This window comes from Paenibacillus sp. V4I5, from assembly GCF_030817255.1.
Classification (GTDB): domain Bacteria; phylum Bacillota; class Bacilli; order Paenibacillales; family NBRC-103111; genus Paenibacillus_E.
The window spans coordinates 2,639,069-2,663,400 of the sequence record NZ_JAUSZB010000002.1; the positions used below are offsets into that span (position 1 = coordinate 2,639,069).

At 43.9% G+C, this 24,332-nt stretch carries 25 protein-coding genes and 1 pseudogene; 18 read left to right on the forward strand and 8 right to left on the reverse strand.

Features of this window, described 5'->3' with window-relative positions; all coding sequences use genetic code 11:
• Positions 1-241: 241 nt before the first annotated feature.
• The 4 genes from pfkA to QFZ78_RS13905 are packed head-to-tail and all read right to left on the reverse strand — an operon-like array spanning position 242 to position 3,277.
• Positions 242-1,210, reverse strand: a complete 969-nt coding sequence (pfkA, locus tag QFZ78_RS13890; protein ID WP_307548302.1) for a 6-phosphofructokinase — start codon at positions 1,208-1,210, stop codon at positions 242-244.
• A gap of 34 nt (positions 1,211-1,244) precedes the next feature.
• Positions 1,245-2,270, reverse strand: a complete 1,026-nt coding sequence (locus QFZ78_RS13895; RefSeq protein WP_307555667.1) for a tetraprenyl-beta-curcumene synthase family protein — start codon at positions 2,268-2,270, stop codon at positions 1,245-1,247.
• A gap of 31 nt (positions 2,271-2,301) precedes the next feature.
• On the reverse strand, positions 2,302-2,934 hold the full coding sequence (locus QFZ78_RS13900) for a hypothetical protein (protein WP_307548303.1): 633 nt from the start codon (positions 2,932-2,934) through the stop codon (positions 2,302-2,304).
• 28 nt (positions 2,935-2,962) lie between these two features.
• The gene (locus QFZ78_RS13905; protein WP_307548305.1) at positions 2,963-3,277 is read right to left on the reverse strand and encodes a hypothetical protein; all 315 of its coding nucleotides are present in this window, start codon (positions 3,275-3,277) and stop codon (positions 2,963-2,965) included.
• Between the two features lie 226 nt (positions 3,278-3,503).
• On the opposite strand from QFZ78_RS13905, the gene QFZ78_RS13910 reads away from it, so the two are divergent.
• From QFZ78_RS13910 to QFZ78_RS13965, 12 genes and pseudogenes are all read left to right on the forward strand, one after another.
• The gene (locus QFZ78_RS13910; RefSeq protein ID WP_307548308.1) at positions 3,504-4,838 is read left to right on the forward strand and encodes a multi antimicrobial extrusion protein MatE; all 1,335 of its coding nucleotides are present in this window, start codon (positions 3,504-3,506) and stop codon (positions 4,836-4,838) included.
• 22 nt (positions 4,839-4,860) lie between these two features.
• Entirely contained in the window at positions 4,861-6,045 is a 1,185-nt protein-coding gene (locus tag QFZ78_RS13915) for an MFS transporter (protein WP_307548310.1), read from the forward strand.
• 25 nt (positions 6,046-6,070) lie between these two features.
• Complete coding sequence (locus tag QFZ78_RS13920; protein WP_307548312.1) at positions 6,071-6,760, forward strand: ABC transporter ATP-binding protein; 690 nt, start codon at positions 6,071-6,073, stop codon at positions 6,758-6,760.
• Positions 6,757-8,109 (forward strand): ABC transporter permease, encoded by a 1,353-nt coding sequence (locus QFZ78_RS13925; protein ID WP_307548314.1) that lies wholly within the window; start codon positions 6,757-6,759, stop codon positions 8,107-8,109. The genes QFZ78_RS13920 and QFZ78_RS13925 overlap by 4 nt, the downstream gene beginning before the upstream one ends.
• A 13-nt stretch (positions 8,110-8,122) precedes the next feature.
• Complete coding sequence (locus QFZ78_RS13930) at positions 8,123-9,226, forward strand: efflux RND transporter periplasmic adaptor subunit (RefSeq protein WP_307548315.1); 1,104 nt, start codon at positions 8,123-8,125, stop codon at positions 9,224-9,226.
• An 86-nt stretch (positions 9,227-9,312) separates the two neighbouring features.
• Positions 9,313-9,960 (forward strand): nitroreductase family protein, encoded by a 648-nt coding sequence (locus QFZ78_RS13935; protein WP_307548317.1) that lies wholly within the window; start codon positions 9,313-9,315, stop codon positions 9,958-9,960.
• Positions 9,961-10,276: 316 nt separating this feature from the next.
• Positions 10,277-11,377, forward strand: coding sequence for an amidohydrolase/deacetylase family metallohydrolase (locus tag QFZ78_RS13940; protein ID WP_307548318.1), 1,101 nt, complete (start codon positions 10,277-10,279; stop codon positions 11,375-11,377).
• Complete coding sequence (locus QFZ78_RS13945) at positions 11,355-12,458, forward strand: DgaE family pyridoxal phosphate-dependent ammonia lyase (protein ID WP_307548320.1); 1,104 nt, start codon at positions 11,355-11,357, stop codon at positions 12,456-12,458. Before QFZ78_RS13940 ends, QFZ78_RS13945 begins: the two co-directional genes overlap by 23 nt.
• 1 nt (position 12,459) lies before the next feature.
• A complete protein-coding gene (gene dagF, locus QFZ78_RS13950; protein WP_307548322.1) occupies positions 12,460-13,215 on the forward strand; it encodes a 2-dehydro-3-deoxy-phosphogluconate aldolase in 756 nt (251 codons plus the stop codon).
• Positions 13,208-14,224 (forward strand): sugar kinase, encoded by a 1,017-nt coding sequence (locus tag QFZ78_RS13955; protein ID WP_307548325.1) that lies wholly within the window; start codon positions 13,208-13,210, stop codon positions 14,222-14,224. The genes dagF and QFZ78_RS13955 overlap by 8 nt, the downstream gene beginning before the upstream one ends.
• Before the next feature lie 11 nt (positions 14,225-14,235).
• Positions 14,236-14,949, forward strand: a complete 714-nt coding sequence (locus QFZ78_RS13960) for a GntR family transcriptional regulator (protein ID WP_373461120.1) — start codon at positions 14,236-14,238, stop codon at positions 14,947-14,949.
• An 81-nt stretch (positions 14,950-15,030) separates the two neighbouring features.
• Positions 15,031-15,859: pseudogene (locus tag QFZ78_RS13965) on the forward strand (GntT/GntP/DsdX family permease); the annotation flags it as partial.
• A 162-nt stretch (positions 15,860-16,021) separates the two neighbouring features.
• Here the strand turns inward: QFZ78_RS13965 and QFZ78_RS13970 are convergent.
• On the reverse strand, positions 16,022-16,219 hold the full coding sequence (locus QFZ78_RS13970; RefSeq protein ID WP_028556542.1) for a cold shock domain-containing protein: 198 nt from the start codon (positions 16,217-16,219) through the stop codon (positions 16,022-16,024).
• Between the two features lie 127 nt (positions 16,220-16,346).
• Positions 16,347-17,063, reverse strand: a complete 717-nt coding sequence (locus tag QFZ78_RS13975; protein ID WP_307548329.1) for a class I SAM-dependent methyltransferase — start codon at positions 17,061-17,063, stop codon at positions 16,347-16,349.
• Positions 17,064-17,316: 253 nt separating this feature from the next.
• Here QFZ78_RS13975 and QFZ78_RS13980 point away from each other — a divergent pair, with 253 nt between their 5' ends.
• The 5 genes from QFZ78_RS13980 (at position 17,317) to QFZ78_RS14000 (ending at position 21,312) form a co-directional block, all read left to right on the forward strand.
• On the forward strand, positions 17,317-17,508 hold the full coding sequence (locus QFZ78_RS13980; RefSeq protein WP_307449492.1) for a hypothetical protein: 192 nt from the start codon (positions 17,317-17,319) through the stop codon (positions 17,506-17,508).
• Between the two features lie 274 nt (positions 17,509-17,782).
• The gene (locus QFZ78_RS13985) at positions 17,783-18,619 is read left to right on the forward strand and encodes a TerC family protein (RefSeq protein WP_307548332.1); all 837 of its coding nucleotides are present in this window, start codon (positions 17,783-17,785) and stop codon (positions 18,617-18,619) included.
• Positions 18,620-18,707: 88 nt separating this feature from the next.
• The gene (locus QFZ78_RS13990; RefSeq protein WP_307548333.1) at positions 18,708-18,890 is read left to right on the forward strand and encodes a hypothetical protein; all 183 of its coding nucleotides are present in this window, start codon (positions 18,708-18,710) and stop codon (positions 18,888-18,890) included.
• A 248-nt stretch (positions 18,891-19,138) separates the two neighbouring features.
• Complete coding sequence (gene pepF, locus QFZ78_RS13995; RefSeq protein ID WP_307555669.1) at positions 19,139-20,929, forward strand: oligoendopeptidase F; 1,791 nt, start codon at positions 19,139-19,141, stop codon at positions 20,927-20,929.
• Between the two features lie 65 nt (positions 20,930-20,994).
• Positions 20,995-21,312 carry a LapA family protein gene (locus QFZ78_RS14000; RefSeq protein ID WP_307548336.1) on the forward strand — a complete coding sequence of 106 codons (318 nt, stop codon included), beginning with the start codon at positions 20,995-20,997 and terminating at the stop codon, positions 21,310-21,312.
• 55 nt (positions 21,313-21,367) lie between these two features.
• On the opposite strand, the gene QFZ78_RS14005 is transcribed toward QFZ78_RS14000, so the two are convergent.
• Positions 21,368-22,189: a DUF92 domain-containing protein gene (locus tag QFZ78_RS14005; protein ID WP_307548338.1), complete on the reverse strand. Its 822-nt coding sequence runs from the start codon at positions 22,187-22,189 to the stop codon at positions 21,368-21,370.
• Positions 22,190-22,434: 245 nt separating this feature from the next.
• Between QFZ78_RS14005 and QFZ78_RS14010 the strand changes: the two genes are divergently transcribed.
• Positions 22,435-23,622 carry an HD domain-containing phosphohydrolase gene (locus tag QFZ78_RS14010; RefSeq protein WP_307548340.1) on the forward strand — a complete coding sequence of 396 codons (1,188 nt, stop codon included), beginning with the start codon at positions 22,435-22,437 and terminating at the stop codon, positions 23,620-23,622.
• Between the two features lie 66 nt (positions 23,623-23,688).
• Here the strand turns inward: QFZ78_RS14010 and QFZ78_RS14015 are convergent, their stop codons facing one another.
• Positions 23,689-24,315, reverse strand: a complete 627-nt coding sequence (locus tag QFZ78_RS14015; RefSeq protein ID WP_307548343.1) for a fumarylacetoacetate hydrolase family protein — start codon at positions 24,313-24,315, stop codon at positions 23,689-23,691.
• Positions 24,316-24,332: the final 17 nt, after the last annotated feature.

A 24,332-nucleotide genomic window follows, 5' to 3' on the forward strand; every position in this document is an offset into this window, starting at 1 on the left:
GAGCGTTCTGCTCGCGGTGCCACCCAACTTGATGACGACATCATGATGTCATCATCCGCTTGGTTCCGCGATAACGGGCGGTGCCGGTTTATTTAGAGCAAGGCGATGTATTCTGCGCCTTACCGATCATGAACGTCTCCGAGTTGGATGCTCTTCACAGACCTAATGTCGATTTGTATATTGTTCGATATTATAAACGAAGATATGAGTCAGGTCAATAGCGTTTGTTCCCATGTAGAATTCACTGGGATAAACGGCTTGCCAATTCATAAAGTTCTGTATTAAATGGACGCTTCGTATTGACAACTAAATCAATATCGGTAGCTACTAATTCACCTTTGATAACACCGCATGCTTTGGAAGAATCGCCTTCCATGAGCTTACGAACAGCGAAATCACCGAGACGGCTTGCCAAGATTCGGTCATTATGCGTAGGTGCTCCGCCGCGTTGAATATGGCCAAGAACCGTTACACGAGGCTCAATACCAACATACTCTGTAATCTGCTTAGCAATCCCATCACCGGTTCCCGCTCCTTCAGCAACGAGAATGATACTGTGACGTTTGCCATGGGAGAAGTTATCCTTCATACGGTTAGCTACTTCATTAACGTCGACCTCAACCTCAGGAACGATAATCGTTTCCGCACCGCTAGCTAGTCCAGCGTAGAGAGCTATCTCCCCACAGTGACGTCCCATCACTTCTACAACGGATGAACGTTCATGTGAAGTCATCGTATCACGAAGCTTGTTAATCGCATCCACAACAATGCTCACTGCTGTATCAAAACCGATTGTAAAATCAGTGAATGGGATGTCATTATCAATTGTACCAGGCAGGCCCATCGTTTTGATGCCCAATTTGCTTAACTTATTGGCACCTTGATAAGACCCATCTCCTCCAATAACGACCAACCCATCGATACCGCGTTTACGCAAGTTCTCGGCACCAATTTGTTGCCCTTCCGGCGATAAAAACTCTTTGCATCGAGCCGTTTGTAGAATCGTCCCCCCGCGTTGAATGATATCTCCAACGCTGCGCAAATCCATTTTGCGAATATCATCGTTAATTAAACCATGGTATCCACGTTGTACGGCATAGACTTCGAGACCATGGAATAATGCGCTTCTTACGACCGCACGGACCGCCGCATTCATTCCCTGAGAGTCTCCGCCGCTTGTTAGAACGGCAATTGATTTTACTGCTGACATTTCATTTCCTCCTTCAAATTCTTCTGAATGTCATTCATGATGACGTACGGATGTACATGCTATTTAGCCAGAAAAATAACCGGGTTAATGGACTATTTTTCATAAGACGCTTCGATATTTTCTTCACTTGCTGTTGGCCGTTGACCTTAGGATCCGACAAATATAGCGCAAGCAAACCTTCGATTATCATACGATGAAATCGCGGATGTTCCAAGAACAAAATTTTGCTACGAGCCTCTTGCACGATAAAGGCAATTCTCTCAACGGTTGTTTCCATGGATTCATAATAGCTGCAAAAGTTCAGGTCTCCACCCAAGATATCTTCTTCCTGGTCGATTAAATAATCAAGCAGAATATGCAGCCCGCACACATAGGGGAAATAAGCCTCCCGTATAGAATCGACCTGCTTTTCACTCAAATGAGGATCACAAGCTGCAAGGAAAAGCATAAACATGCCTAACGTTGAACCTGTGGCTGCTGCAAATTCATTCCAAGAAATTTGGCTATACCTATGATGATGTTGATCCCACCACTGATGAAGCTCAGGCTCACGCATATCCTTGCGAATATGCTTGTACACTTGTAAGTCGCAGTATAAAGCTACGAAATCTCGCACCTGATCGGCTACTTGTGTATATGACGGAAGCAGACTAATACAGGACTGACACTTTTGGACGAGTTCTGTTAAATAGTTTCCGTCCTCTTTCTCATGTCTGTATGCATAGTAATCGTTCAAAGGCTTAGAAGGATCAACAGCATCCAACATCGATTGGTGTAATTGACGAAAATCTTGGGGATCCAAGGATGTACTGCGATCACATAGATTATCCAGATAATCGCTAATCGTTTGAAACGCAACAATGAGCGGGATGAGCACATGACGCATTGACAAATTAGCAGCCGCATAAACAGCGCCGCCTTGACAATGAAATTGTTTCGTTGAGATGCTGGCTAGTGCTTGAGTACGCAGCTCGCTATCTGGGATATTTTTCGCCTTTGCTTTCCATATGGAAAGCTGATCGCTTACGTCCGGTAAAATGTAACGGTACACCCTGACCATTAATCTAACTGGGCCTTTTGGAACCTTTGTGCTACTTCTGTCCAATTGCTTCAAGCAGACTTCCTCCACAACTTTGTTCATAGCAATATTGTAACAATAACTGCATTTCATATCGTTGAATGTGCCGTAACCATTGATCAACAATAGGATTTTGAACTAAGGATACTTGTAACTCTACGATATCTATGAATACACAAGGGATCCATTCCGGAGAAGTAATAAGCACTTCAAGCTTCAAACGAAGGGCTTCATTGTCCAAATCAGCCAAGTCTTTTACAGTCAAATAATCGCTCACACATTGTAGTAAGTTAGAGAAAATAGGATGATGACCGACATCGTTGAACCAATACTTCGCATTGCTGTAGTCCCCCTCCATCCGATGCATTAGAGCATGCCAGTAGCTGCCTGTTGCATTCGTGATTTCCTGGGCAATATCATGCGATTTATCTAAACTCTCATTCAGTAAAAAAAGACCCGCTTTAATCGCCAATCCATAAGACTCTTGCCCCGGACTGCCTTGGATCATCATAGCTGGGACAAGCGCTTCAATGCGTGCATCCATACTTACATCCCATTCTTCAATCGGATATAAAGCAGGTAGATGCTCCAAGAGCGGCTTTGCAATAGCTTCCAGCCAGTTATCTCCATCCTTATTGCTATGCATGCAGTCATTCTCCCTTCATTGACAACCATTATTGGTGGGTTTTCGATTCCAATTCCTGATTCGCCCGGAACCAAAGATGAAGATCATTTATGATAGAAGCTAAGTCAGCAATTTCGGAATTCAAACGGCATGATGCGGGAAAATCGTCTTCCTTGTCCAACTGATTTTGTTTGTAAATAATCGTTGCCTCTAGCTTCATAATGCGGTCCGGAATTGCACCGCGAATTTGTTCCCAATGTAATAAAATATCAACACGCACACTGGGCGGATAATCCTCCCACTCTACTTCTAACACGGGAATCTCAATGCCAAGTCTGGCATCATACTGGAAATAGCAGCTCATTCTTCTGTTAAACCTCCTTGCAGTAAAAACTGGCTGCGACTTGTTCAAGAAACATTCTACCTTTAAATGTATCACTTCAAACCTTGGGTTTCCAGTTAAAATTGTATGTCAACCTGATTTCATTTTCTGGTATACTTAAATAACGTTTTTAAAAGGGGATTTTTAGTAAGAGTTATGCTTACAAAGCTAGTTTTGCTAAAGCAAAACTCTAAGGAGTGCGATTTAGATGACCGCTAAGACAATAAAAGAAAACATCACTTGGAAACAGCTCATCTCCTTTTTCCTCCCTCTCGGCCTTTCAGCAACACTAGTTACCCTCTCGCATGTTATTATCAATAGCACCTTGGCCAGGGCCGATAATCCGGAAGTGGTCATTGCCAGCTATGCGCTGCCTTTAAGCTTACTTGGCTTAACCGAAAGACCCGTTGTTTTGCTGCGACAAGCTTGCTCAGCTCTTGTAAGAGACCGTATCTCCTTTCGAGCCATGGCTGCAGTAAGTTCTTATGTATTCGCCTGCATCATCCTAATTGGTCTCATTTTATGTTATACGCCTGTTGGAGAATGGGTATTTCTTTATTTTTTTGGAGTTGAACGTGAATTATTAGACACTACACTTAGTGTTTATCGCATCTTGATGTACGTTAGCATTTTCTCAGGACTACGGTGCTTATTTCACGGTATCATTATTTTTAATATGCGGACCAAATGGTTGACTATTGGGATGTGCGTGCGAATCATCGCTATGTATTTGTTATCGTTATATTTTATTACTACAGATAGTGTTTCTAGTGGCCGTGTTGGCGCGATTATTTTCTTAGTGGGAATGATTATTGAAGCTATGGTTGCTGTATGGGAAGGAACCACCTTACTTCGAACCGTCATTCCAGAGAAGGCGCCTGATCATCCGATTGAAACCAAACAACAAATTTTCAGCTTCTATAAGCCCCTTCTGTATTCTTCGATCATTGCCGTCGTCATTGGACCCGCCATCAATGCCATACTAGGTAAAACAACGCATATTCATTTAGCGATCTCCTCTTATGCGATTGCCGGTTCCCTGACTCAATTGGTTTTGAGCTTCTTTTCCTACATTCATCAAATTGTTTTGAATTTCTACCGCAAAGATGCGAGAACTGTCGTCCGTTTCGTATTCCTTCTTAGCTTTATTCCAGGAGCACTCATCGCTATACTTGCCTATACAGCTCTAGGACCTTGGTTTATGACACATGTCATGGGTGTTAATTCCGAGCTGATGCATGCAAGCTTACTTGCCATGCGTATATTTATGATCATGACGATTGTATTCCCTTGGCTTGATTACATGAACGGTATTATTATGCTGAGAGGCCAAACGAAAATCATGGTTTTATCTCAATCTGCGAATGCTATTGTTACCGTGTTAACCTTATTCATCACCATTTCTAATGCACCCAGCTGGAATGGCTTGATCGGCGCTCTCGCGCAATCTGTTGGTATGCTAGCTGAACTTCTAGTCGTGTTCTTTATACTCAAACGAACGTCTGAAAACGGGCAAACGTATTTTTCTACAGAAAATTTGTAAAGAAATCGAGTGATAACCACTAATGAAAACGTCTAATCCTACAAAGCCACAAGACCATCTACTCAAATTGTTCACGTTTTCCTTTTTTATGACGATGGGTATTGTCGTTACTTTTTTCCCGCTTTACTTTGATTACAAAGGATATTCCAAAATTCAGATCGGTTTGCTGTATGCCATTGGACCACTGATTGGGATAGCAACCAACTTGCTGTGGGGATTCCTTAGTGATCGCTTCCAAACGGTAAAGAAAATTATGATCATTCTTATTATTGGGCAGCTGATCACTGCCATCTTGGTATTTACAGCGGGTTGGTTCTCCCTGCTGTACATATGCTTAGCGATGTTTTTCTTCTTCCAGCAGCCCGTAAATTCATTGAATGACAGCCAGTTAATGCTAAGTATTCGAGATAGCGGTAAGAGCTATGCCTCCTTCCGCGTCTGGGGTTCCATCGGTTTCGCCGTATCTGCCGGAGGTTTTGGGTTGCTTCTTAGACACTACGGTACAGGGCTTACGCCAATACTATGCCTACTTACTATTAGTTGCACGTTAGTCATCGTCTTTTTGCTAAAAGATGCGCGTCAAGGTGGCAAGAAGATGGCCTTCGGGGGCATGCTTAATATCATTCGTTCCAAGAAATTCATCTGGTTCTTAGTGTTAGTTATTATTATGTCCGTATCACATCGTTTCAACGATGGATTCCTAGCCTTGTACATGCGCCAGCTTGGGGCATCTGATTCCCTGATTGGGTATGCTTGGATGACCTCGGCGCTTAGTGAAATACCGGTGTTTTTCTTTCTGAGCAAACATGGACATAGGTTCAAAGAATTACCCCTGCTTGCCTTTGCCGGAATCGTATATGCCGTACGATTCTTCATTATGGGCTCTATTCAAGATCCTACTTGGGTCATTGGCGTTCAATTGTTACATAGTTTAACATTCGGTATCTTCTTATTCACGGCCAATCGCTATATTAGCCAAATTGTACCTGATGAGTATCGCTCTTCTGGGCAAGCCATCTTCGCTGTTGCTTGGTCTAGTATTGCGGGACTAATTAGCGGCACGTTAGGCGGTTGGATTTTTGATTTAGCTGGTGGAAGCACAGTCTATGTCTTTGCAGCTTGCTTATCGATCGTCGCGGCCATTGGGTTCCTAGGTACGCATATATTTCAAAACGATGAAAGTGAAAGTATGCCCAGTGGTCGATGAGTTTTAAAATGAAGGGGTTGTTCACGTGTTAGCCATTGAACGGTTATCTCACAGTTTCCGCACAGGCCAAGAAGAAACTCCCGTACTTCATGAGCTTAATTTCCGAGTGGAGCAAGGAGAAATGGTTGCTCTACTCGGCAGTTCAGGCTCTGGGAAATCAACACTGCTAAATTTAATGGCAGGCCTGATGAAGCCCACCCGTGGTAGTATTTTAATCGCTGGACAGGCCATTGAGAAAATGAGCGAAAACCGCTTGGCGGAATTTCGGCGGACTCATATCGGATTCATCTTCCAATCTTATGAATTAATACCACATTTAACCGTTCGCGAGAATGTAGAACTGCCACTTGTATTCCAAAGTGTCGCAAGTCAGGAACGTAAACAAAGAGCGATGGCTCTCTTACAGCAGGTCGGTATCGGGGACAAGGCAGATATGTTTCCGTCTCAGTTATCTGGAGGACAACAGCAGCGTGTCAGTATTGCCCGCTCCTTGATCACGAAGCCAGCTATCGTTTTTGCTGACGAACCAACGGGCAATCTGGATACGAAGACAGAAAAAGAGATCATCGATCTACTCATTGACTTGAACCGGAATGGCATTACGTTCGTTATTGTTACCCATGAGCATGAAGTTGCACGCAGAACGCAGCGCATTTTGCAGCTTCGCGATGGTTATTTACTGGAAGGAAACGATCAGGAAGGTGAAGCCGGATGAAACTTAAGGATTACCTTCGTCTTGGCTGGGACCAGCTGCAGCGACGCAAGGTTGTGACGGCCCTTTGTACCGTTGGAATTGCCATTGGCTCGGCTTCCATTATGGTTGCCCTTGGCTTTGGTGAATCTATTCAACACTACAGTCAGAAGCAAATGAGCTTTTATCTCAAAACCGATGAAATCACCATCGTTGATCAAAACAGCGATCCTAACAGTCCTTCTAAAGTTACGTCAAGTAAGCTCGATCTCATTCGTACGTTTCCGCATGTTAAATCGGTGGCTAGTTTTCAAGATTTAGGACAATTCAGATTCACTGTCGATGATGGTAAAGAAAGCTACCTTGACCTCAAGGCAACAGAGTTGAGTACTTTAGAGGACTTCGACTCCAAGTTCCAACAGGGTGAGGCGAGTGATCAGGATAATAATATCGTTCTCAACTATGGGGCTACGCTTGGTGTCTTGGATACAAAGACGCAGGAAGTACGTAATAAACTTATGCAGCAAAATCCTAGCAAGGAACAGTCTGAAACCTACCGTCAAATGGGTGCTATTCCATACCCGCTATATCAAAAACAAATCTCGTTGAAATCGAATAGTAACCAAGAGCAGCCAGGGAACCCATCAGGGACGAACACCATCCAACCAAATGAGGTGACAGTTCGCGTCGTCGGAGTACTTAAGAAACCCGATGGATTGCCAGAGTCCATGCTGCAAGGGAACAAAGCTGCCTATGTATCCCCAGAAACAGGTCTCAAAATTCTACAAGCCCAAAATAAGTCCTCAACAAATAGACCTGTTCAATATTCAGAAGTTAGAGTCAAAGTTGATAGTAGTATGAATGTGAAACAAGTAGATGAAATGATTAAAAAACTTCAACTCACAACACAGACTAATTTGTATCAAGAAGATCGTATGAAAGGCGAGTTTGCCATTGTTAGATTGCTGCTCACCGGTGTTGGCCTATTTGTACTCTTCGTAGCTTCCATTTCCATCGTGGTCGCGATGACGATGTCCACTCATCAGCGCCGGCGACAGATCGGAATCATGAAAGTACTTGGCGCGAATTTGAAACAAATCCGCAATATGTTTATCGTGGAATCTTCACTTCTAGGCATGCTTGGTGGCTTTGTTGGTATTTTGCTCTCTTATTGGGTCATATGGGGAATTAATCTTCTCATTATCAAATTCGACTCCACTAATAGCAGTGATCCCGTTGAAATTTTGTTTATCAGTTTTTGGATTCTTCCTGTCGGCATGTTTTTTGCGATTATGACAGGCGTCCTTTCGGGTTTATACCCCGCGGTTAAAGCTTCTCGAACCGATGCACTAACAGCAATTAAACGAGAATAGGAGATTGTTTAGCATGAGGAAAAAGAAAACATGGATGCTAATTCTAACAGCCGTCATTGTCTGCGGCATTAGCAGCTTTCTATACATATCAAGCCATCCTAACCAAATGAATACAAAAAATGCCGATGCAGGTTCTGCGTTCAATGCCCTACAATTCAAAGTCACAAAAGAAGATCTGGTTAACAGCATTGAAGTGAAAGGGAAGTCTTCTTATGAGAAGGAGACGCGCGTCTACGCACCCTTCAGTGGTGAAATAAAAGCTTGGCACATAACAGACGGAGCTCAAGTAACAAAGGGACAGCCGTTATTTGAGCTTGATGCCTCACCGCTAAGAAGTGAAATTGCAACCTTGCAATCTAACTTGAAGAAACAAAAGTTGGAAGCCGATCTAGCCAATTTCAAAGCTGCTGGGCCTGGGGGGGATACTGGCAGTGTCGCTGCAGGTGCTGTTAGTGAAGATGATGCCCGCCAGCGCTTTGCCGCGTCAGAAGGGCGTAAAATTCAAGAGCAGTTGAATGCAGTCAATGATCAATCCATTCAATTGCAATTGGCGAAGAAACAAGAGAAAGTGGAGCAAGCTTCCTACGTTGCACCTGAGAATGGCATCTTCTTATTCGAAGACTCCTCCAAAATCCCTAAGTCTATCGAGGAAAGCGTGCGTATCGGTAAAATCGTAGATTTGACGAAATTACAGTTGGTTTGCACGGTTGGTGAATTTGATGTATTTCGTATTAAGCCAGGCATGCTCGTACAAGTAAAAGTAGATGCCCTAAAGCAGAGGAAGCTTCAAGGTAAAGTTGAAAAAGTATCCAAATTTGCCAAGACTGGTACGGAGCAAGGCACAGGTTCCGCTCAATTCGAGGTTACCATTTCTTTAGAACCAAATGAGCAGTTAATTGCCGGTCTCAGCCTCTCAGGCACGATAGAAACAGATAAAAAACCTCAAACCATAGTCGTACCCACTTTAGCCGTACTTCATGAGAAAGAAGTCTACTACGTGATGCTGCAGACTGCTCAAGGCGTAGAACGCCGTGATATTGAGATTGGGATGGAAACCCCCGAGAAAACCGAAGTACTAAAAGGTCTGAATGAAGGCGACACGGTTGTGCTGCAATAGCAACTGCTTTATAATAAGGATAAAGTCTTAGTACCAAGTAACAAAATATGCACATTTCAAGCAGCAAAGGCAGGTAGTTGTTCTTTATGAATTATGAAGATTTTAAGACGATTGTACTAGAGCGCCGCAGTGTTCGAAACTTTACAGAGCAAGAAGTTGCCACGGAAGATATTCGTGAAATTATCGATTGCGCCAGATATGCACCCAGCGATACGAATTCCCAGACATGGAAGTTTATTGCGATAAGAAATACAGAGAAAATCAAACATATCGAACAATTAACCTGGGACCAACTCCATCTCCGTGCGGCGGCTGCCGAGGAAAAAGGACTTTCTAGAGAAGCCCGCTTGTTGGTGAAGTCTTTCGGCCCCTACGCTACCGCATTCTCCGATGCTCCTGTTCTTATCATTTGCTTAGCAACGCCTTACGAATCGAAGTTCCGTGATCGTATTTTTGATCCAATTCAGCTTGTCGAAGACACTGTATGGGCCGAAGAAGGCATTAAGAGCTCCTGCTTAGCCTCTCAGAACCTGATGCTTGCCGCGCACGCTAGAGGCATGGCAACATGCCCGATGACTGGGCCTGTACTCCTAGCTCAAGATCAAATTCGAGCTTATCTGGACATTCCAGAAGAATGTCAGATTAATATGGTCATCGCTCTCGGTTATCCGAAGGATCGTCCAGGTAAACTGGCACGCAAAGAAGTCGATGATATTCTTCAAATCATCGACTAATACGATTCATGATTGGAGCTGCCGCCTTCGCGGACAGCTCCTTTTGTTTTTAGACGCGTTTGTTTTCAAATCCGCCTTGTTGTGTGATTTCCCCCGGTCAGAGGAATTGAATTCCATTGCTTATTTCTTGGCAAAATTTAATTTTCAAACATTATAACGTTATATTTACTTAGCTGCTTTTCTGTGCTATTTTAACATTATAACGTTATATTATTTACTTCATTATCACAACCCTCTCCTACATATGTGAGGAGATATCTAGGCAATCATAAATGTTAGCGTTAATAAATTGAGTTGCAGAAAAAGGTGATAAGCATTGCAAGAGAGATTCGTATTGCACAATGTAATGCACGTCAATGGAGATTGTTTCGATATTGTAATTGAAGACGGAAAGATCGCCGAATTGACCAGCTCTGGGGATGGACATGGGCAGCCTATTTTTGATTATTCTGGTGTTTATGTCTCGAGTGGCTGGATTGATCTACACACCCATGCCTTTCCTGATTTTGATCCCTACGGCGATGAAATTGATGAAATCGGAATCAAACAAGGCGTAACCACCATTGTAGACGCTGGAAGTTGCGGAGCTGACCGAATTGCTGACTTAGTTGCAAGTAAGGAACGAGCTCTAACGAACTTATTCGCTTTTTTGAACATTTCACGAATTGGTTTAAAAAGAGTCGATGAATTATCCAACATGGCGTGGATAGATCATGAAAAGGCTGTGCAGGCCGTAAAACAATATAAAGATATCATTGTTGGATTAAAGGCAAGAATAAGCAAAAGTGTTGTTCGTGATTGCGGCATTGAACCTTTACTCGCTGCGCGTGCACTTTCTCATGAAACCTCTCTCCCCTTGATGGTTCACATCGGTTCAGGACCGCCGAGTATCGAAGACATCCTTTCACTTTTAGAGAAAAAGGATATCATTACACATTATCTGAATGGGAAAGCTAATAATCTTTTTGATGAAGCTGGAAAACCGTTACAGGCGTTTACGAAAGCCATTGAAAGAGGCGTACATCTGGATGTTGGCCATGGCACTGCAAGCTTTTCCTTTAAGGTTGCGGAGGCAGCAAAACAACATCAGATCGGTTTAGATACCATTAGCACAGACATCTACCGAGGGAACCGATTGAACGGCCCAGTATATAGTTTGTCCCATGTACTCTCGAAATTTCTTTACTTAGGCTACACTCTTAAAGAGGTCATCGCAGCGGTCACCTCACATGCAGCGAATTGGCTCCATAAGCCAGAGCTTGGTCGAATTCAAATTGGTGACGTTGCCAATCTAACCCTGTTTACGGTTCAAAATGAACCGACTACACTTGTCGATTCTGAAGGTGACCAGCGTATAGCAGATCAAATCATACAAGCCAAAGGAGTGGTTGTGAATGGCTCTCTCATTAAATGCTAAATATGGTCTAAAGCGTGTAATCAATGCAAGCGGACGAATGAGCATTCTAGGTGTATCTGCTCCGACAGATACGGTCATGGAAGCCATGAAGCATGGCGGGCAAAACTACGTTGAGATTGCGGATCTCGTTGATAAAGCAGGCAACTATATCGCCCATATCCTAGGTTCCGAAGCTGCGGTTGTCGTCAATTCGGCCTCAAGCGGCATTGCACTCTCTGTCGCGGCTGTTGTGACGGAAGGAAATCGCCGCAAGAGTGAACGACTGCATCAAGATCCTATTGCCAAAAACGAAATCATCATGCTAAAAGGTCACAACGTTCAATACGGAGCCCCTGTTGAAACAATGCTCTACTTGGGAGGCGGTAAGCTCATTGAAGTTGGTTACGCCAATGAGGGTAAAGCAGAGCATATCGAAGATGCGATTACTGAACATACAGCTGCTATTCTTTACGTGAAATCTCATCATGCCGTCCAAAAAAATATGATTTCTGTTGAAGAAGCCTGGGAGATTGCACAGCGTAATGGTGTTCCGCTGATCGTAGATGCAGCTGCAGAAGAAGATATTCAAAAGTATGTAAAATACTCAGATCTTGCCATATACAGTGGTTCAAAAGCCATTGAAGGTCCTACTTCAGGGATTATCGGCGGGAAGCGTAGCTATATCGAGTGGGTAAAAGTACAACTGCATGGTATTGGTCGAAGCATGAAGGTTGGCAAAGAAACCACTTTCGGGTTACTTCAAGCACTTGATGAATATGGCGTCAAAGAAGATAAAAGCGAACAAGAAAAAGCAGCTTTACAAGTGTTAATGCCACTCAGTGAAATAAAAGGTTTAAAAGTAACCATTGTACAGGATGAAGCAGGTCGTGCGATTTTCCGTGCACGCATTCAAATTGATCCTGAGCAAGCAGGAACTACGGCCAAGGAAGTTGTCACAGGACTGCAGAGTGGTGAGATTGCTATCTACACACGCGATTATGGCGTGAGACAGGGTTATTTCGATATCGACCCACGTCCGCTTCAAGGCGATGATATTGAAGTTATCGCTGCTCAAATACGTAAACTAGTAGGAGGCAAATAACATGTCCAACATTGCAAAACGTTTCTACAAAGGCCGTGCGGCATTGAATGTATTGGCTAATAGTGTAGAGAATGCTAAAGAGATATTTGAAGCAGCGGAAGGTTACGTACTTGTCGGCGTTCTATCCAAAGATTATCCGACGGTTGAATTAGCTGTAGCCGCAATGAAAGAATACGGAAAAGCCATTGATGAAGCCGTATCAATCGGACTTGGCGCTGGCGATAATCGTCAAGCTGCGGTTGTCGCAGCCATTGCGAAGCACTATCCTGGCAGCCACATTAACCAAGTATTCCCTGTCGTAGGTGCAACGCGCGCCAATCTTGGTGACCAAGAAAGCTGGATTAACAGTTTGGTCTCCCCTACTGGACGCGTTGGCTACGTCAATATATCAACAGGTCCAGTAAGCGCTGGGCAATCCGAGCATGCCATTGTACCTGTGAAAACGGCCATCGCGCTTGTCCGCGACATGGGCGGCAATGCCTTGAAATATTTCCCGATGAATGGCTTAAGCTGTGAGGACGAATTGTGCGCTGTCGCGCAAGCATGCGGAGAAGAAGGTTTTGCGTTAGAACCGACCGGCGGTATCGACATGGATAATTTCGAAACCATTCTGCGTATCGCGCTGGAAGCTAAGGTTCCACAAGTCATCCCTCACGTGTATTCATCGATCATTGATAAAGATACGGGGAAAACGAATACCCAAGACGTTCGTAAATTACTGGCGATCATGAAAAAACTGGTTGATCATCATGGCTAAACGAATTGCTGCTTTTGGAGAGGTCATGATGCGATTGCAGGTGCCGGGATATGAACTCTTGTCCCAAGGCAGCAGCTTGAATTATTCTTTCTCCGGTACAGGCGTGAACGTAAGCTCAGCACTGGCGCGTTTAGGGCATACCGGGTACCTGATATCCAGATTGCCGACTAATGCCGTGGGTGATGCTGCGGAATCGTATTTGCGCAAATTAGGTATCACACAATCGTTCATTGTTCGAGGCGGCAGTTACTTGGGCATGTATTTTTTAGAAAATGGATTCGGTGCGCGGCCCAGTCGCGTGACCTATTCTAATCGTCAGGAAAGCAGCTTCAACACAGCCCCTGAACATACTTATCCTATTACTGAAATCGCTAAAAATATGGATATCATACATTTCTGTGGTATTACACTGGCTATGAATGATCGGGTGCGTGAGCACATGAAAGCCTTGGCTAGAGCGGTCAAAGCGCAGGGCGGCACTGTTGTTTTCGATTGTAACTATCGTCCCGCCCATTGGGGCGAAGGCGGTTATGCCAAGGCTAAACCGCACTATGAGGAAATGCTGCAGCTGGCTGACATTGTCATGATGAACGAAAAAGACGCGATGTTTACCCTCGGCATGCATACCGATCAGATCGAAAGTCAAGAACAACTGATGGAGCTGATTCCAGCAGTTGCGGGGCAATATCAGATCTCTGTCATAGCAGGTACACACCGTCAGATTAACGGTGACAACACGCATTCGTTGCGCGGATTTATCTATAAGGACCAAAGCTTCACCTTTTCTAAACTGCTCACGTTTTCTATCTATGATAGAATTGGTGCAGGAGATGCCTATACGAGCGGTATTGTACACGGAGAAGTTCAGGGATTTTCACCGGAGAAAACCGTTGGATTTGCAGCGGCTGCCGGCATGCTTGCACATACCATTGTAGGCGATACTCCGATGTCATCAGAAAGCGATATTCTTCGTGCGATGACCGAAGCCGTAGGCGATGTAGAAAGGTAGTGATTGAATTGGTGAACTTATCCCGCAATAAAAGACCTTTATATTTACAAATCATGAATATCCTGAAGGATCGCATCTTACACGGTGTGTATCCCTTAGGATCGAATATACCGTCGGAGCCACAGCTAGAGCAGGAATTCGATGTCAGCAAGATCACAATTCGCAATGCCATCAAAGAACTTGCGCAAGAGGGATATTTGGAAAAGAGCAGCGGCAAAGGGACCAAGGTTATACGAAATGCTTCTACATCCAAGCTTTCCAAATGGAAGCGTTTCACAGAAGTTTTGGTTGAAGAGGGCCATCAAATTCATAAGCAATTGTTGCGAGCCGAAGTTGTAACGAATGAGGTAGGCACAGAACCTTATCAATTATTTGGAGAGCGCTGCTTGTTCATCGAGCGTCTTTATCACTTGAATGACACACCTTATATTCACTACTCCCACTATCTATCTATGCAAATGTCAAATTTTGAACTTTCGGATTTGAATGATCAATCCTTGTACGAATTGCTTGAGGAGCACGGAATTACCTTAGAAAAGTATCGAGATGAGTTTGCTGCTGCCACTGCTCCTTCTCATGTGGAAGAAATCTTGCATGTAAAAGAAGGAACCCCTCTATTGAAGAGAATACGTTATTCGTATGATGAACGAGGCAATCTGATCGAATTCAGTAAAGGTTATTACAGCACGGTCATGCACAACTATGTAGTTAATTACGACAGTTAAGATACACGGAAAAGCGAAGTACCTTTTCTCGCCTACACGATGATAACGCTTACTACACCATGGAGAAGAGGGATTATATAAGCGTTAGGTACGATTTTAGGAAAAATGATGTCAGATTCAGGCGCTGGTACACAAGTCGCCAATTTCTTTATACGAGTCTTTGGTGAAAAAAGATTGCCTTGGGCCATGCTGCTCTCCGGTTTTATTATAGGGATCCCTGTATTTTTTGATGTAGGGATTGTCATGCTGCTGCCTTTGGTCATCTCCATTCATAAATCAACGAAACAAAATATTTTGTTAATCGGCTTGCCTGTCATCGCCGGATTATCCATTGTTCATGGTCTTGTGCCGCCGCATCCCGGGGCAATGACGGCCATCGGCATCTTTAAAGCCGATATCGGAAAAGTTCTTATCTACTCTCTCATCATTGCGATCCCTGCAGCGATCATTGCAGGTCCATTGTTTGCTAAATGGGTGCATAAGCGCGTGACTCCAGAGAATGATTATCGGTGCTGGCGGCGGGTTTAAACAGATCCTTATCGCGAGCGGCGTTGGTACATCCATTGCTCAAATGGCCGAGAATATCTCCCTTTCTCCTATTGTTCTAGCTTTCATGGTTGCTGGATTAATCCGAGTCGCAACAGGTTCGGCGACAGTTGCATTAACGACAGCGGCTGGTATTGTTTCGCCGATTGTTGAGCATATGTCAGGCGTGAATTTGGAGCTGCTCGTTATCGCCACAGGCGCAGGGTCGCTCATGCTCTCCCACGTCAATGACGCCGGTTTCTGGATGGTAAAAGAATACCTCGGGTTAACGGTCAAAGAAACGTTTAAAACGTGGACGGTACTCGAGACACTGCTCTCGTTTATTGCTTTTGGAACCGTGCTGATCGTCGATATATTCGTATAACATTGTCTGCTTTCAAAAATATAAATAAGCCTGTACATCTCCTCAGGGGAAGTGTACAGGCTATAGAAGAATTGCAAAAAAGACAGCCCCGAGTGGATACGGGTACTGTCTTTTGTTGTTTGTGCTATGACACTCTATTTATAAGTGGGAAGTCCCAGTTTCTTATAACTTGGTGACGTTAGCTGCTTGAGGACCACGGTTGCCTTGAGTAATATCAAACTCAACGGATTGGCCTTCTTCTAATGTTTTGAATCCTTCGCCCTGAATTGCGGAGAAGTGAACGAATACATCGTCGCCTCCATCAACAGAAATGAAACCGTAGCCTTTTTCTGCATTAAACCATTTAACTGTACCCTTCAAATGAACAACCTCCTAAAAATATCGCCATCTATGACGAATAAGGAAATTATACCATTATCAAGGTTATAAATCAACGAAAAAAACGCTGTGGATAAGCTAATATTAGTTGATGTACCAACGTTTTCCACTATGCAGAAGGGTGTTTAATTATGCATAAATATTGATGAGAATTCGGCAAAAAAGGCAGTCTCGCTTCTCTTTTTTGGACCAAACAACCTTCATTTGTGAGCTCATTTATTAATTCTGAGAGCTTGCTATATTCGACTTGCCGAAAATTCAATAACGGATAAATACGCACTTCGCCACCAGGCTTACAGGCACGAAGCAGTTCCTTAACGGCTGCCCGATGAAAAGCGTAGTCGAATTGTTCTTCATATAGAAAGAGAAAATGACTGCATAAAACAAGGTCAAAGCTCGCTTCTGCAAATGGAAGTGAAGGAAGACAAGCAGCATGATACCTGGAAGCTGCATCTTTACTCGAGAAATCATTTACAAACTGCTTAAGGCCCTTGACACGTCCAGCTTTGTGTTTGTCAACAGAACCATAATACGTCCAATCATACACATCTACTAACTTTTCCATTTTGGCTGCAACAAGCTCAATCTCTTGCAGACCATGCTCCGCGATCGCCTCAGCAGATTTCTCATACAAAGGATCAACCGCTTCTGAGAATATACCTAGCTGCCGCGCCTCTACCGTAAAGGAAGATGCACCGCCTGCAACATCTAAGACTCGCTTACCCATTAAATTTTCGGTCTGCAACATAAACATTTTCTCATATTCTGCGTACGATCTTGAGGTCATCGCAACCCCAACCTGCTCATAAACACCTTTTTGTTCCATGCTCATCTCTCCTCTGCTCAACTCTTGGCCTTGCCTAACTGCCTCATAACCCATTCCCTATGGAAAGGATTAGGAGGATTTTATCATGGGACCGTGATTGGAGGCAACAAGAAATTGACAGCTGCTTGTTTGGAAATCGCCACTTTTTGTGGTACGATTGCTTATATCTTTGAGCTCAATGCAGAAACGAGGAAAATAAGTGTCAAATCAACCTTTTAAGAAACACGTTATTTACAAAAAAGATAAATGGAACATGCTGAATGTCGAGGTACAGGGCAGTAAAATCGTTCTCACCGAAATAACCGATCAATGGGGCGAAGAGTGTCATACCTTCATCGGACGACCAGCTATGTTGCACTGGGCTAGTGAGCGGTTTGCTAAGGACAAGTTCCAAGGTACGGATGAAGAATGGCAAGCTATCATGGATGCTTTCAAAGAAGTTTAATTCTTTGGTCCAAATGCCTTGACTTTCACATCCACCCTTCTTATAATTAAGTTATAAGTTCATACGTATCACTCCAAAGGGGAGTAGCTGATACAGTAAAGTCGTCAATTCGGATCCTCATCAGGTCCCGGCTTTATTGGCAACGACAAACGTTGTTAGCAAGACCTTTGCCATGTTTATTGGTGAAGGTCTTTTTTGATGAATTAGAGCCTTCACCGGTCACCGGTGCTAGGCTCTATTTTTTTCAAAAATACGCTAAAGGGAGTGTTCGCTCATGGATTGGTTATCATCAGGTTTCTTCGTCTCACTACTCAGCATTATTCTCATTGATTTGGTACTTGCGGGGGATAACGCGATCGTTATCGGTATGGCTGCACGTAATTTGAAAAAAGAAACACAAAAGAAAGTTATCCTCTTGGGTACGGTTGGCGCCATCGTTATTCGTGCTCTGGCAACAATGGTCGTCGTTACTCTTCTGAAAATCCCTGGTCTTCTACTGATCGGCGGTATTCTTCTCCTTTGGATTTCGTATAAACTGCTTAGTGAAAAGAAAAATCACGATCATATTAAGGTCAAAGACGGCATCTGGGCAGCCATTCGAACGATTATTATTGCTGATGCCGTGATGGGTCTCGATAATGTCATTGCTGTAGCCGGTGCTGCTCATGGAAATTTCTTACTTGTAATTATCGGGCTTCTGGTTAGTGTACCTATCGTTGTTTGGGGCAGTACGCTGTTCATCAAATGGATTGAGAAGTATCCGTCGATCCTATATATCGGTGCAGGTGTGCTCGTATTAACCGCTGGAAAAATGATTACCGGTGAGAGTTTCCTTGCCCCTTATTTCAACTCAAATCCGCTTGGCAAATGGTTGTTCATTGGTTTACTCATCGTAGTAGTGCTTGCAGCAGGCAAATGGTCGAAAATGATTGGCTACCAGGTCGAAGTTGGGGACAGCGGTCAGCTTACACTTCCTAAGGAATTAAGCGATGAGGCACAGATTGCTGCTGAAGATCGGTTTACCGTCAAAATGGATTCTCGCGGCAAGTTCATACTGGTCAAAGCGGAGGATGATGAAAATCCGGATGAAACGATGCAGCATGCTGGCTGAAAAAGGAGTTTTCATTTGCACAGCGAAAGTTAGTATCATGCGTTAGTTAGCAAGTGTCATACTCTATAGGGATAAGGATGATTCAACAATGACCGATTCCGGATCTATCATCACATTTGTACTCGTATCCTTCTGCCTTGCCATCATTTTGATTATGAAAAAAGACAGCCTTCCGGCACAAATGAAACGTTACTTAGCCTTACTGGCGATTGTTATGGTCTCGTTATCGTTTGTACTAATCTTAATTAGCTTCTTTGGAGCCGGAATGTAAATTTACTTCCTTCCAGCTTTTTCATATAATCATAAATGAGTGGATTAACGGTCATACTAGGTGAAAACCATGTTATGGGATTTTATCAAACACATCCCATGTGGGAATATGCCGGGAGCGTGACCGTAATGCGCTGGATTTATGTGACTGCGGCAATGGGACTGCTTCTAAGCTCGATCCCTGCAGTCGAATTACACGCAAGAGATAGCCGATTACCCCAATCTCAAAACAAGGACAGGAGGGCTCCGATGACTCAAATATTGGAACGCAAGCAAGTACCGGCCGAGCACCGATGGAATCTGGAGGATTTATTTGCCGATCAGAAGGCTTGGGAACAGGAATTTCAGGATGTGAAAAACTCGCTTGGCAAAATCAGCGCCTTCCAAGGAAAACTAAGCGATCCCGCAACGGTAAAGCAGTGTTTCCAGTTGGAGGATGAAGTCTCTGTGAAAACAGAAAGACTGTATGTTTATGCCAACATGAAGCACCATGAAGATACAGCAGAACCAACCTACCAGGCCTTATCTGATAAAGCAAAAAAAATTAGTGTCGAAGTAGGAGAAGCGCTCTCCTTTGTTTCACCAGAAATTCTCAGTTTATCGGATGAAAAGCTTAAGCAGCTGGTGGAAGATCCTTCTTTATCTTTCTATAAGGACACACTCGAAGAAATGATTCGCCAGAAGCCGCATACCCTATCCAAGGATCAGGAAGCCCTGCTTGCCCAAGCGGGTAACATGGCTGGAGCGCCAAGCACCATCTTCGGTATGCTGAACAATGCTGATTTGAAATTCCCGAAAATTAAGAACGAAAAAGGCGAAGAAGTCGAACTTACGCATGGAAGTTACATTCAATTCCTAGAGAGCCGCAACGCCGAAGTTCGAAAAAATGCCTTCCATGCTGTCTACGAAACTTATCGCAACAATAAGAATACAATTGGCGCAACGCTTAGCGCGAATATTAATAAGAATATCTTCTATGCCAAGGCTCGTCACTATCCTTCCGTTCTTGAATCCACCCTGTTTGGGGACAATATTAAGAAAGAAGTGTACACGAACTTAATTTCTACTATTCACGATTCTTTGCCACAGCTGCAGCGTTACCTGAAGCTCCGCAAGAAGCTGCTTAAAGTCGATGAATTACATATGTACGACCTATTTGCCCCGCTGGTTGAAGAGTTCAAGATGGACATCACTTACCAGCAAGCCAAAGAAGAAATTATGAAAAGTTTAGCCCCACTGGGCGAAAACTATTTGAAAATTCTTCAAGACGGCTTCGATAACCATTGGATCGATGTCTATGAGAACAAAAATAAGCGGAACGGCGCTTATAGCTGGGGTGCCTATGGCACACATCCTTACGTGCTTCTGAATCATAAGGACAACTTGAACAGCATGTTCACATTGACACACGAAATGGGTCACGCCATTCATTCGTATTTGTCCGATGAGAACCAAGAGTACCGTTATGCGCAGTATACGATTTTCCTTGCTGAAGTCGCTTCTACGCTTAATGAGGCACTGCTCATGGACTATTTATTGAAACGCGTAACGGATCCGAAAGAAAAGCTTTATTTGCTAACTTACTACGCGGATCAGTTCAGAACAACGGTATTCCGTCAGACAATGTTTGCTGAATTCGAAATGATTACCCACGAGAAATCAGAAAACGGAGATTCCCTGACTCCACAGGAATTCAGCGAAATCTACTATGGCTTGAATAAGCTGTACCATGGGGATGCCATGGTCGTGGATCAGGATATCGAGATGGAATGGGCTAGAATTCCTCATTTTTACAACAGCTTCTATGTGTACAAATATGCAACGGGCTTCTCGGCAGCAACCAGCTTTGCGAAGCAAATTCTGGATGAAGGCCAGCCTGCCGTAGACCGTTACTTAGGCTTCTTAAAAAGCGGCGGCAGCGACTACTCACTTAACATCTTAAAAAAGGCCGGCGTAGACATGTCCACACCGGAACCAATCAAGCAAGCGATGAGTGTCTTCAGCTCCCTACTTGATCAAATGGAAGAGTTAACGAAGTAATTGTTCTGATAAAGGTTGAGGGCGTACGCCTTCAACCTTTTCTCAGGTGAAAGGATGACTGATGGATGAAGATGCAATGGATTCTCATATCTGCTTTAATATTCGCCCTCATAACGGCAGTTTTTGCCGTCATTAATGTCGAACCGGTTCAAGTAAATTTCATGTTTGCTCAGACATCCACACCCTTAATCCTTGTCATTTTAACATCCACCTTGTTAGGCGGTCTGATTGTCGGCCTCTTCGGAATGGTACGTCAATACAAGCTGCAGCGTACAGTTCGCCATTTGGAAAAGCAGCTACAGGATGCCTTATTCCCCCCAGCTCCCCCGCAACCGGCGAATGATAAAGACCAATCTGAACCAAGTGGTTCAACGGTTCATTAAGCATACAAAAACAACCCTGCTGCACAGATTGCAGTAGGGTTGTTTTGTAGTTATTTTAAAACAGAGGATTTATCCAAACACTTAATGCTAAGCACATAATGCCTCCGACTAGCGAGGATACGGCATTGACCATATCATTTGTCATCCATCTCATACCGCGAATCTGTACGGCTTTCTGGCCACAATGAAACTGTTTCTCGATGGTTTTCCCGCAAACGTTACACCGATACATCACTTGAAACGTCGCTCCTAGCCAAGAATCTGCCAACGAACCAATCAAACCAGAAACAGCACCCAGTATGAATAGTACTGCAATTGCCCCTCCCTCATACTCTAACTCAATCATCTGACTGAACCATCCACTAACCAAACCAATGAATGCTCCTCCCAGCAATGAAGCCAGCAGTCCTAATCCCGTTACACCACCCGATGTGCCAGCCGGAACACGCTTGCCGTTAATAATTGAACGCGGTGTAGATAAACTCATTCCACCGATTTCCGTAGCCCAAGTGTCTGCATTGACCGTTGCCATAACCCCAACAAATACAATCCACCAAGCTGGATCGGGCCAAACCGCATTCCCTATACATAGCAATAAACCGAGACCGCCATTTGCAGCAACTTGTCCGGCATCGCGTCTTCCACCTTTGGCATAACCGCTTTCTGCTGTAGATTTACGTTGATGCTTGAGTTTAGATAATAAGGTAGAAGATATGAAGAAGGCGATAAGTGTCCCAAACCAAGCTAAGTTTCCCAGTGCAAACATCGACGTACCGAGCAGCATAGCAGCAGCCAAGCCCGATAAGGATAAGGAACCCTTCCAATAGGCCGCACCTGCGATGATCAAGCTTCCCGCTAAACCCCAAATCCACTCCACATGCAGCACTCCTATTCTTCTTTCCATACAATATATAGGGATCTTTGGTCGGAGACCAAAGTCTCTCCGCTTATAAACCGTTCAAATATCTCTTATTGTATCATAGTCGTATTCGAGGCTGTATGTTTACAATCCTTTCGTTAAGATCGACAAATTCATCTTAATTTTCAGTTAACTCGACAAGATGTAACCAATTTCTATGAAATTTATGATAAACTAAGTTCGGTGAATGTTAGGAGGCTGACATGGAAAACGAACAATTCGATATAAATTCCCAGTTAAAAAGAGACCTGGATCCTCAGGAGATGCTGCGCGTCATCTTTGACTATGCAGCCAAAATTGCTAACGAACGAATCCTAGACAATGTACTTATGCTGATGGCCGATATGGGACGAGAAATGATTGTCTCTGATCGATGTACGGTCTGGTTGCTTGATACGAACAAAAATGAGTTATGGTCCAAAGTAGCTCATGGTCTCGATGAAATTCGCATACCTAGTACGGCTGGTCTTGTCGGCTATGCTGTAACGAATGATAAAGCTGTATTTATTCATGACGCTTATTCGAATGAAGAGTATAAGTCCTATCTCATGAATGGAGCTCTTCGAACGGACCAACAAACGGGTTACCGCACCAAAGCGCTCTTGGTTATTCCGTTCCGAAACAGCCAAGGTGAAATTATAGGTGCTTACCAAGCCATTAATAAGCTAACGGCAAGTGAGCAATTTTCAGATAAAGACATGGAATATTTAACGTTAGCTTCCTCCTACGCGGGTAAGTCCTTAGAATCTGCTTTGCTTACGAATGAGATCGAGGAAACGCAGAAGGAAATTATTTTTCGAATGGGGGAAATTGGTGAGAGCAGGTCCAAGGAGACAGGAAATCATGTGAAGCGTGTAGCGGAATATTCTTATCTCTTAGCCTTAGGATTAGGTATGAATCAAGAAGAAGCTGAATTGTTGAAAATGGCTTCTCCCATGCATGATATCGGTAAGGTAGCTATCCCTGATAGTGTCTTAAACAAACCAGGGAAATTAACGGATGAAGAATTCAAATTGATGCAGAACCATACACGTATTGGCTATAACTTGCTCAAAAACTCCAATCGCCATATTCTGAAGACGGCTGCTGTTGTCGCTCATGAGCATCATGAGAAATGGAACGGGCGCGGATACCCACGCGGAATCAAAGGTGAGGACATTCACATCTATGGCCGAATTACAGCGATTGCTGACGTATTCGATGCACTCGGCAGTGAGCGTGTTTACAAAAAAGCTTGGGAGCTCGATCGGATCTTGCATTTGTTTAAAGAGGAGCGGGGCGAGCATTTTGACCCCAAAGTGGTTGATGCATTTTTCCAACAGTTGCCGGACATCCTTCGGGTTCGAGATCTATATTCGGATGCTGCTTTAGAGGATCCAACAGAAGTATGATCAAGGAAAAATAAAGGGCAGATCTCTCAGGTCATCAATGACCTTAAGAGACTGCCCTTTGACCTGTTACATGTTAATCGTAACAGCTCCGAATAATTCTTCGCCCCATATTAGCTCCAAGCGATCACCCTGATGTACAGGACCTACCCCTTCAGGAGTACCTGTGTAGATGATATCGCCAGCACCTAAACCATAATGTTTTGCAATGTAATCAATGATGGTTTGAAGATCGAAGATCATATTACTGATATTGCCGTTCTGCACAACCTGTCCATTCTGACGAAGCTGGAAGTTCGCTTCTGTCAGCTTTGAAGCTCCAGGAAATGGTCGGAATGTACTGATTGGTGCAGACTTCAGAAAGCCTTTGGCAGGCAGCCATGGCTGACCTTTCTTCTTAATGACGTTCTGAACATCCCGAAGTGTGAAGTCAATGCCGAGTGCATACTTGTCGACAATCTCATCCACTTGGATGCCTTCTGTATAAGGCTTAGCGATATGTAAGACAAGCTCGGCTTCATAGTGAATCTCACCTTGATCACCGGGAAGCGTCAACTCTCCCCCATTTAGAGGGGTGAGTGCATGTGTCGGCTTGGTAAAAATCATGGGTTGATCGGGAACATCATTCCCCAGCTCAGCGGCATGTGCCCGGTAGTTGCGACCTACGCAGTAAATATTGCGAACAGCATCTGTCATGTTAATTGCTCCTCATC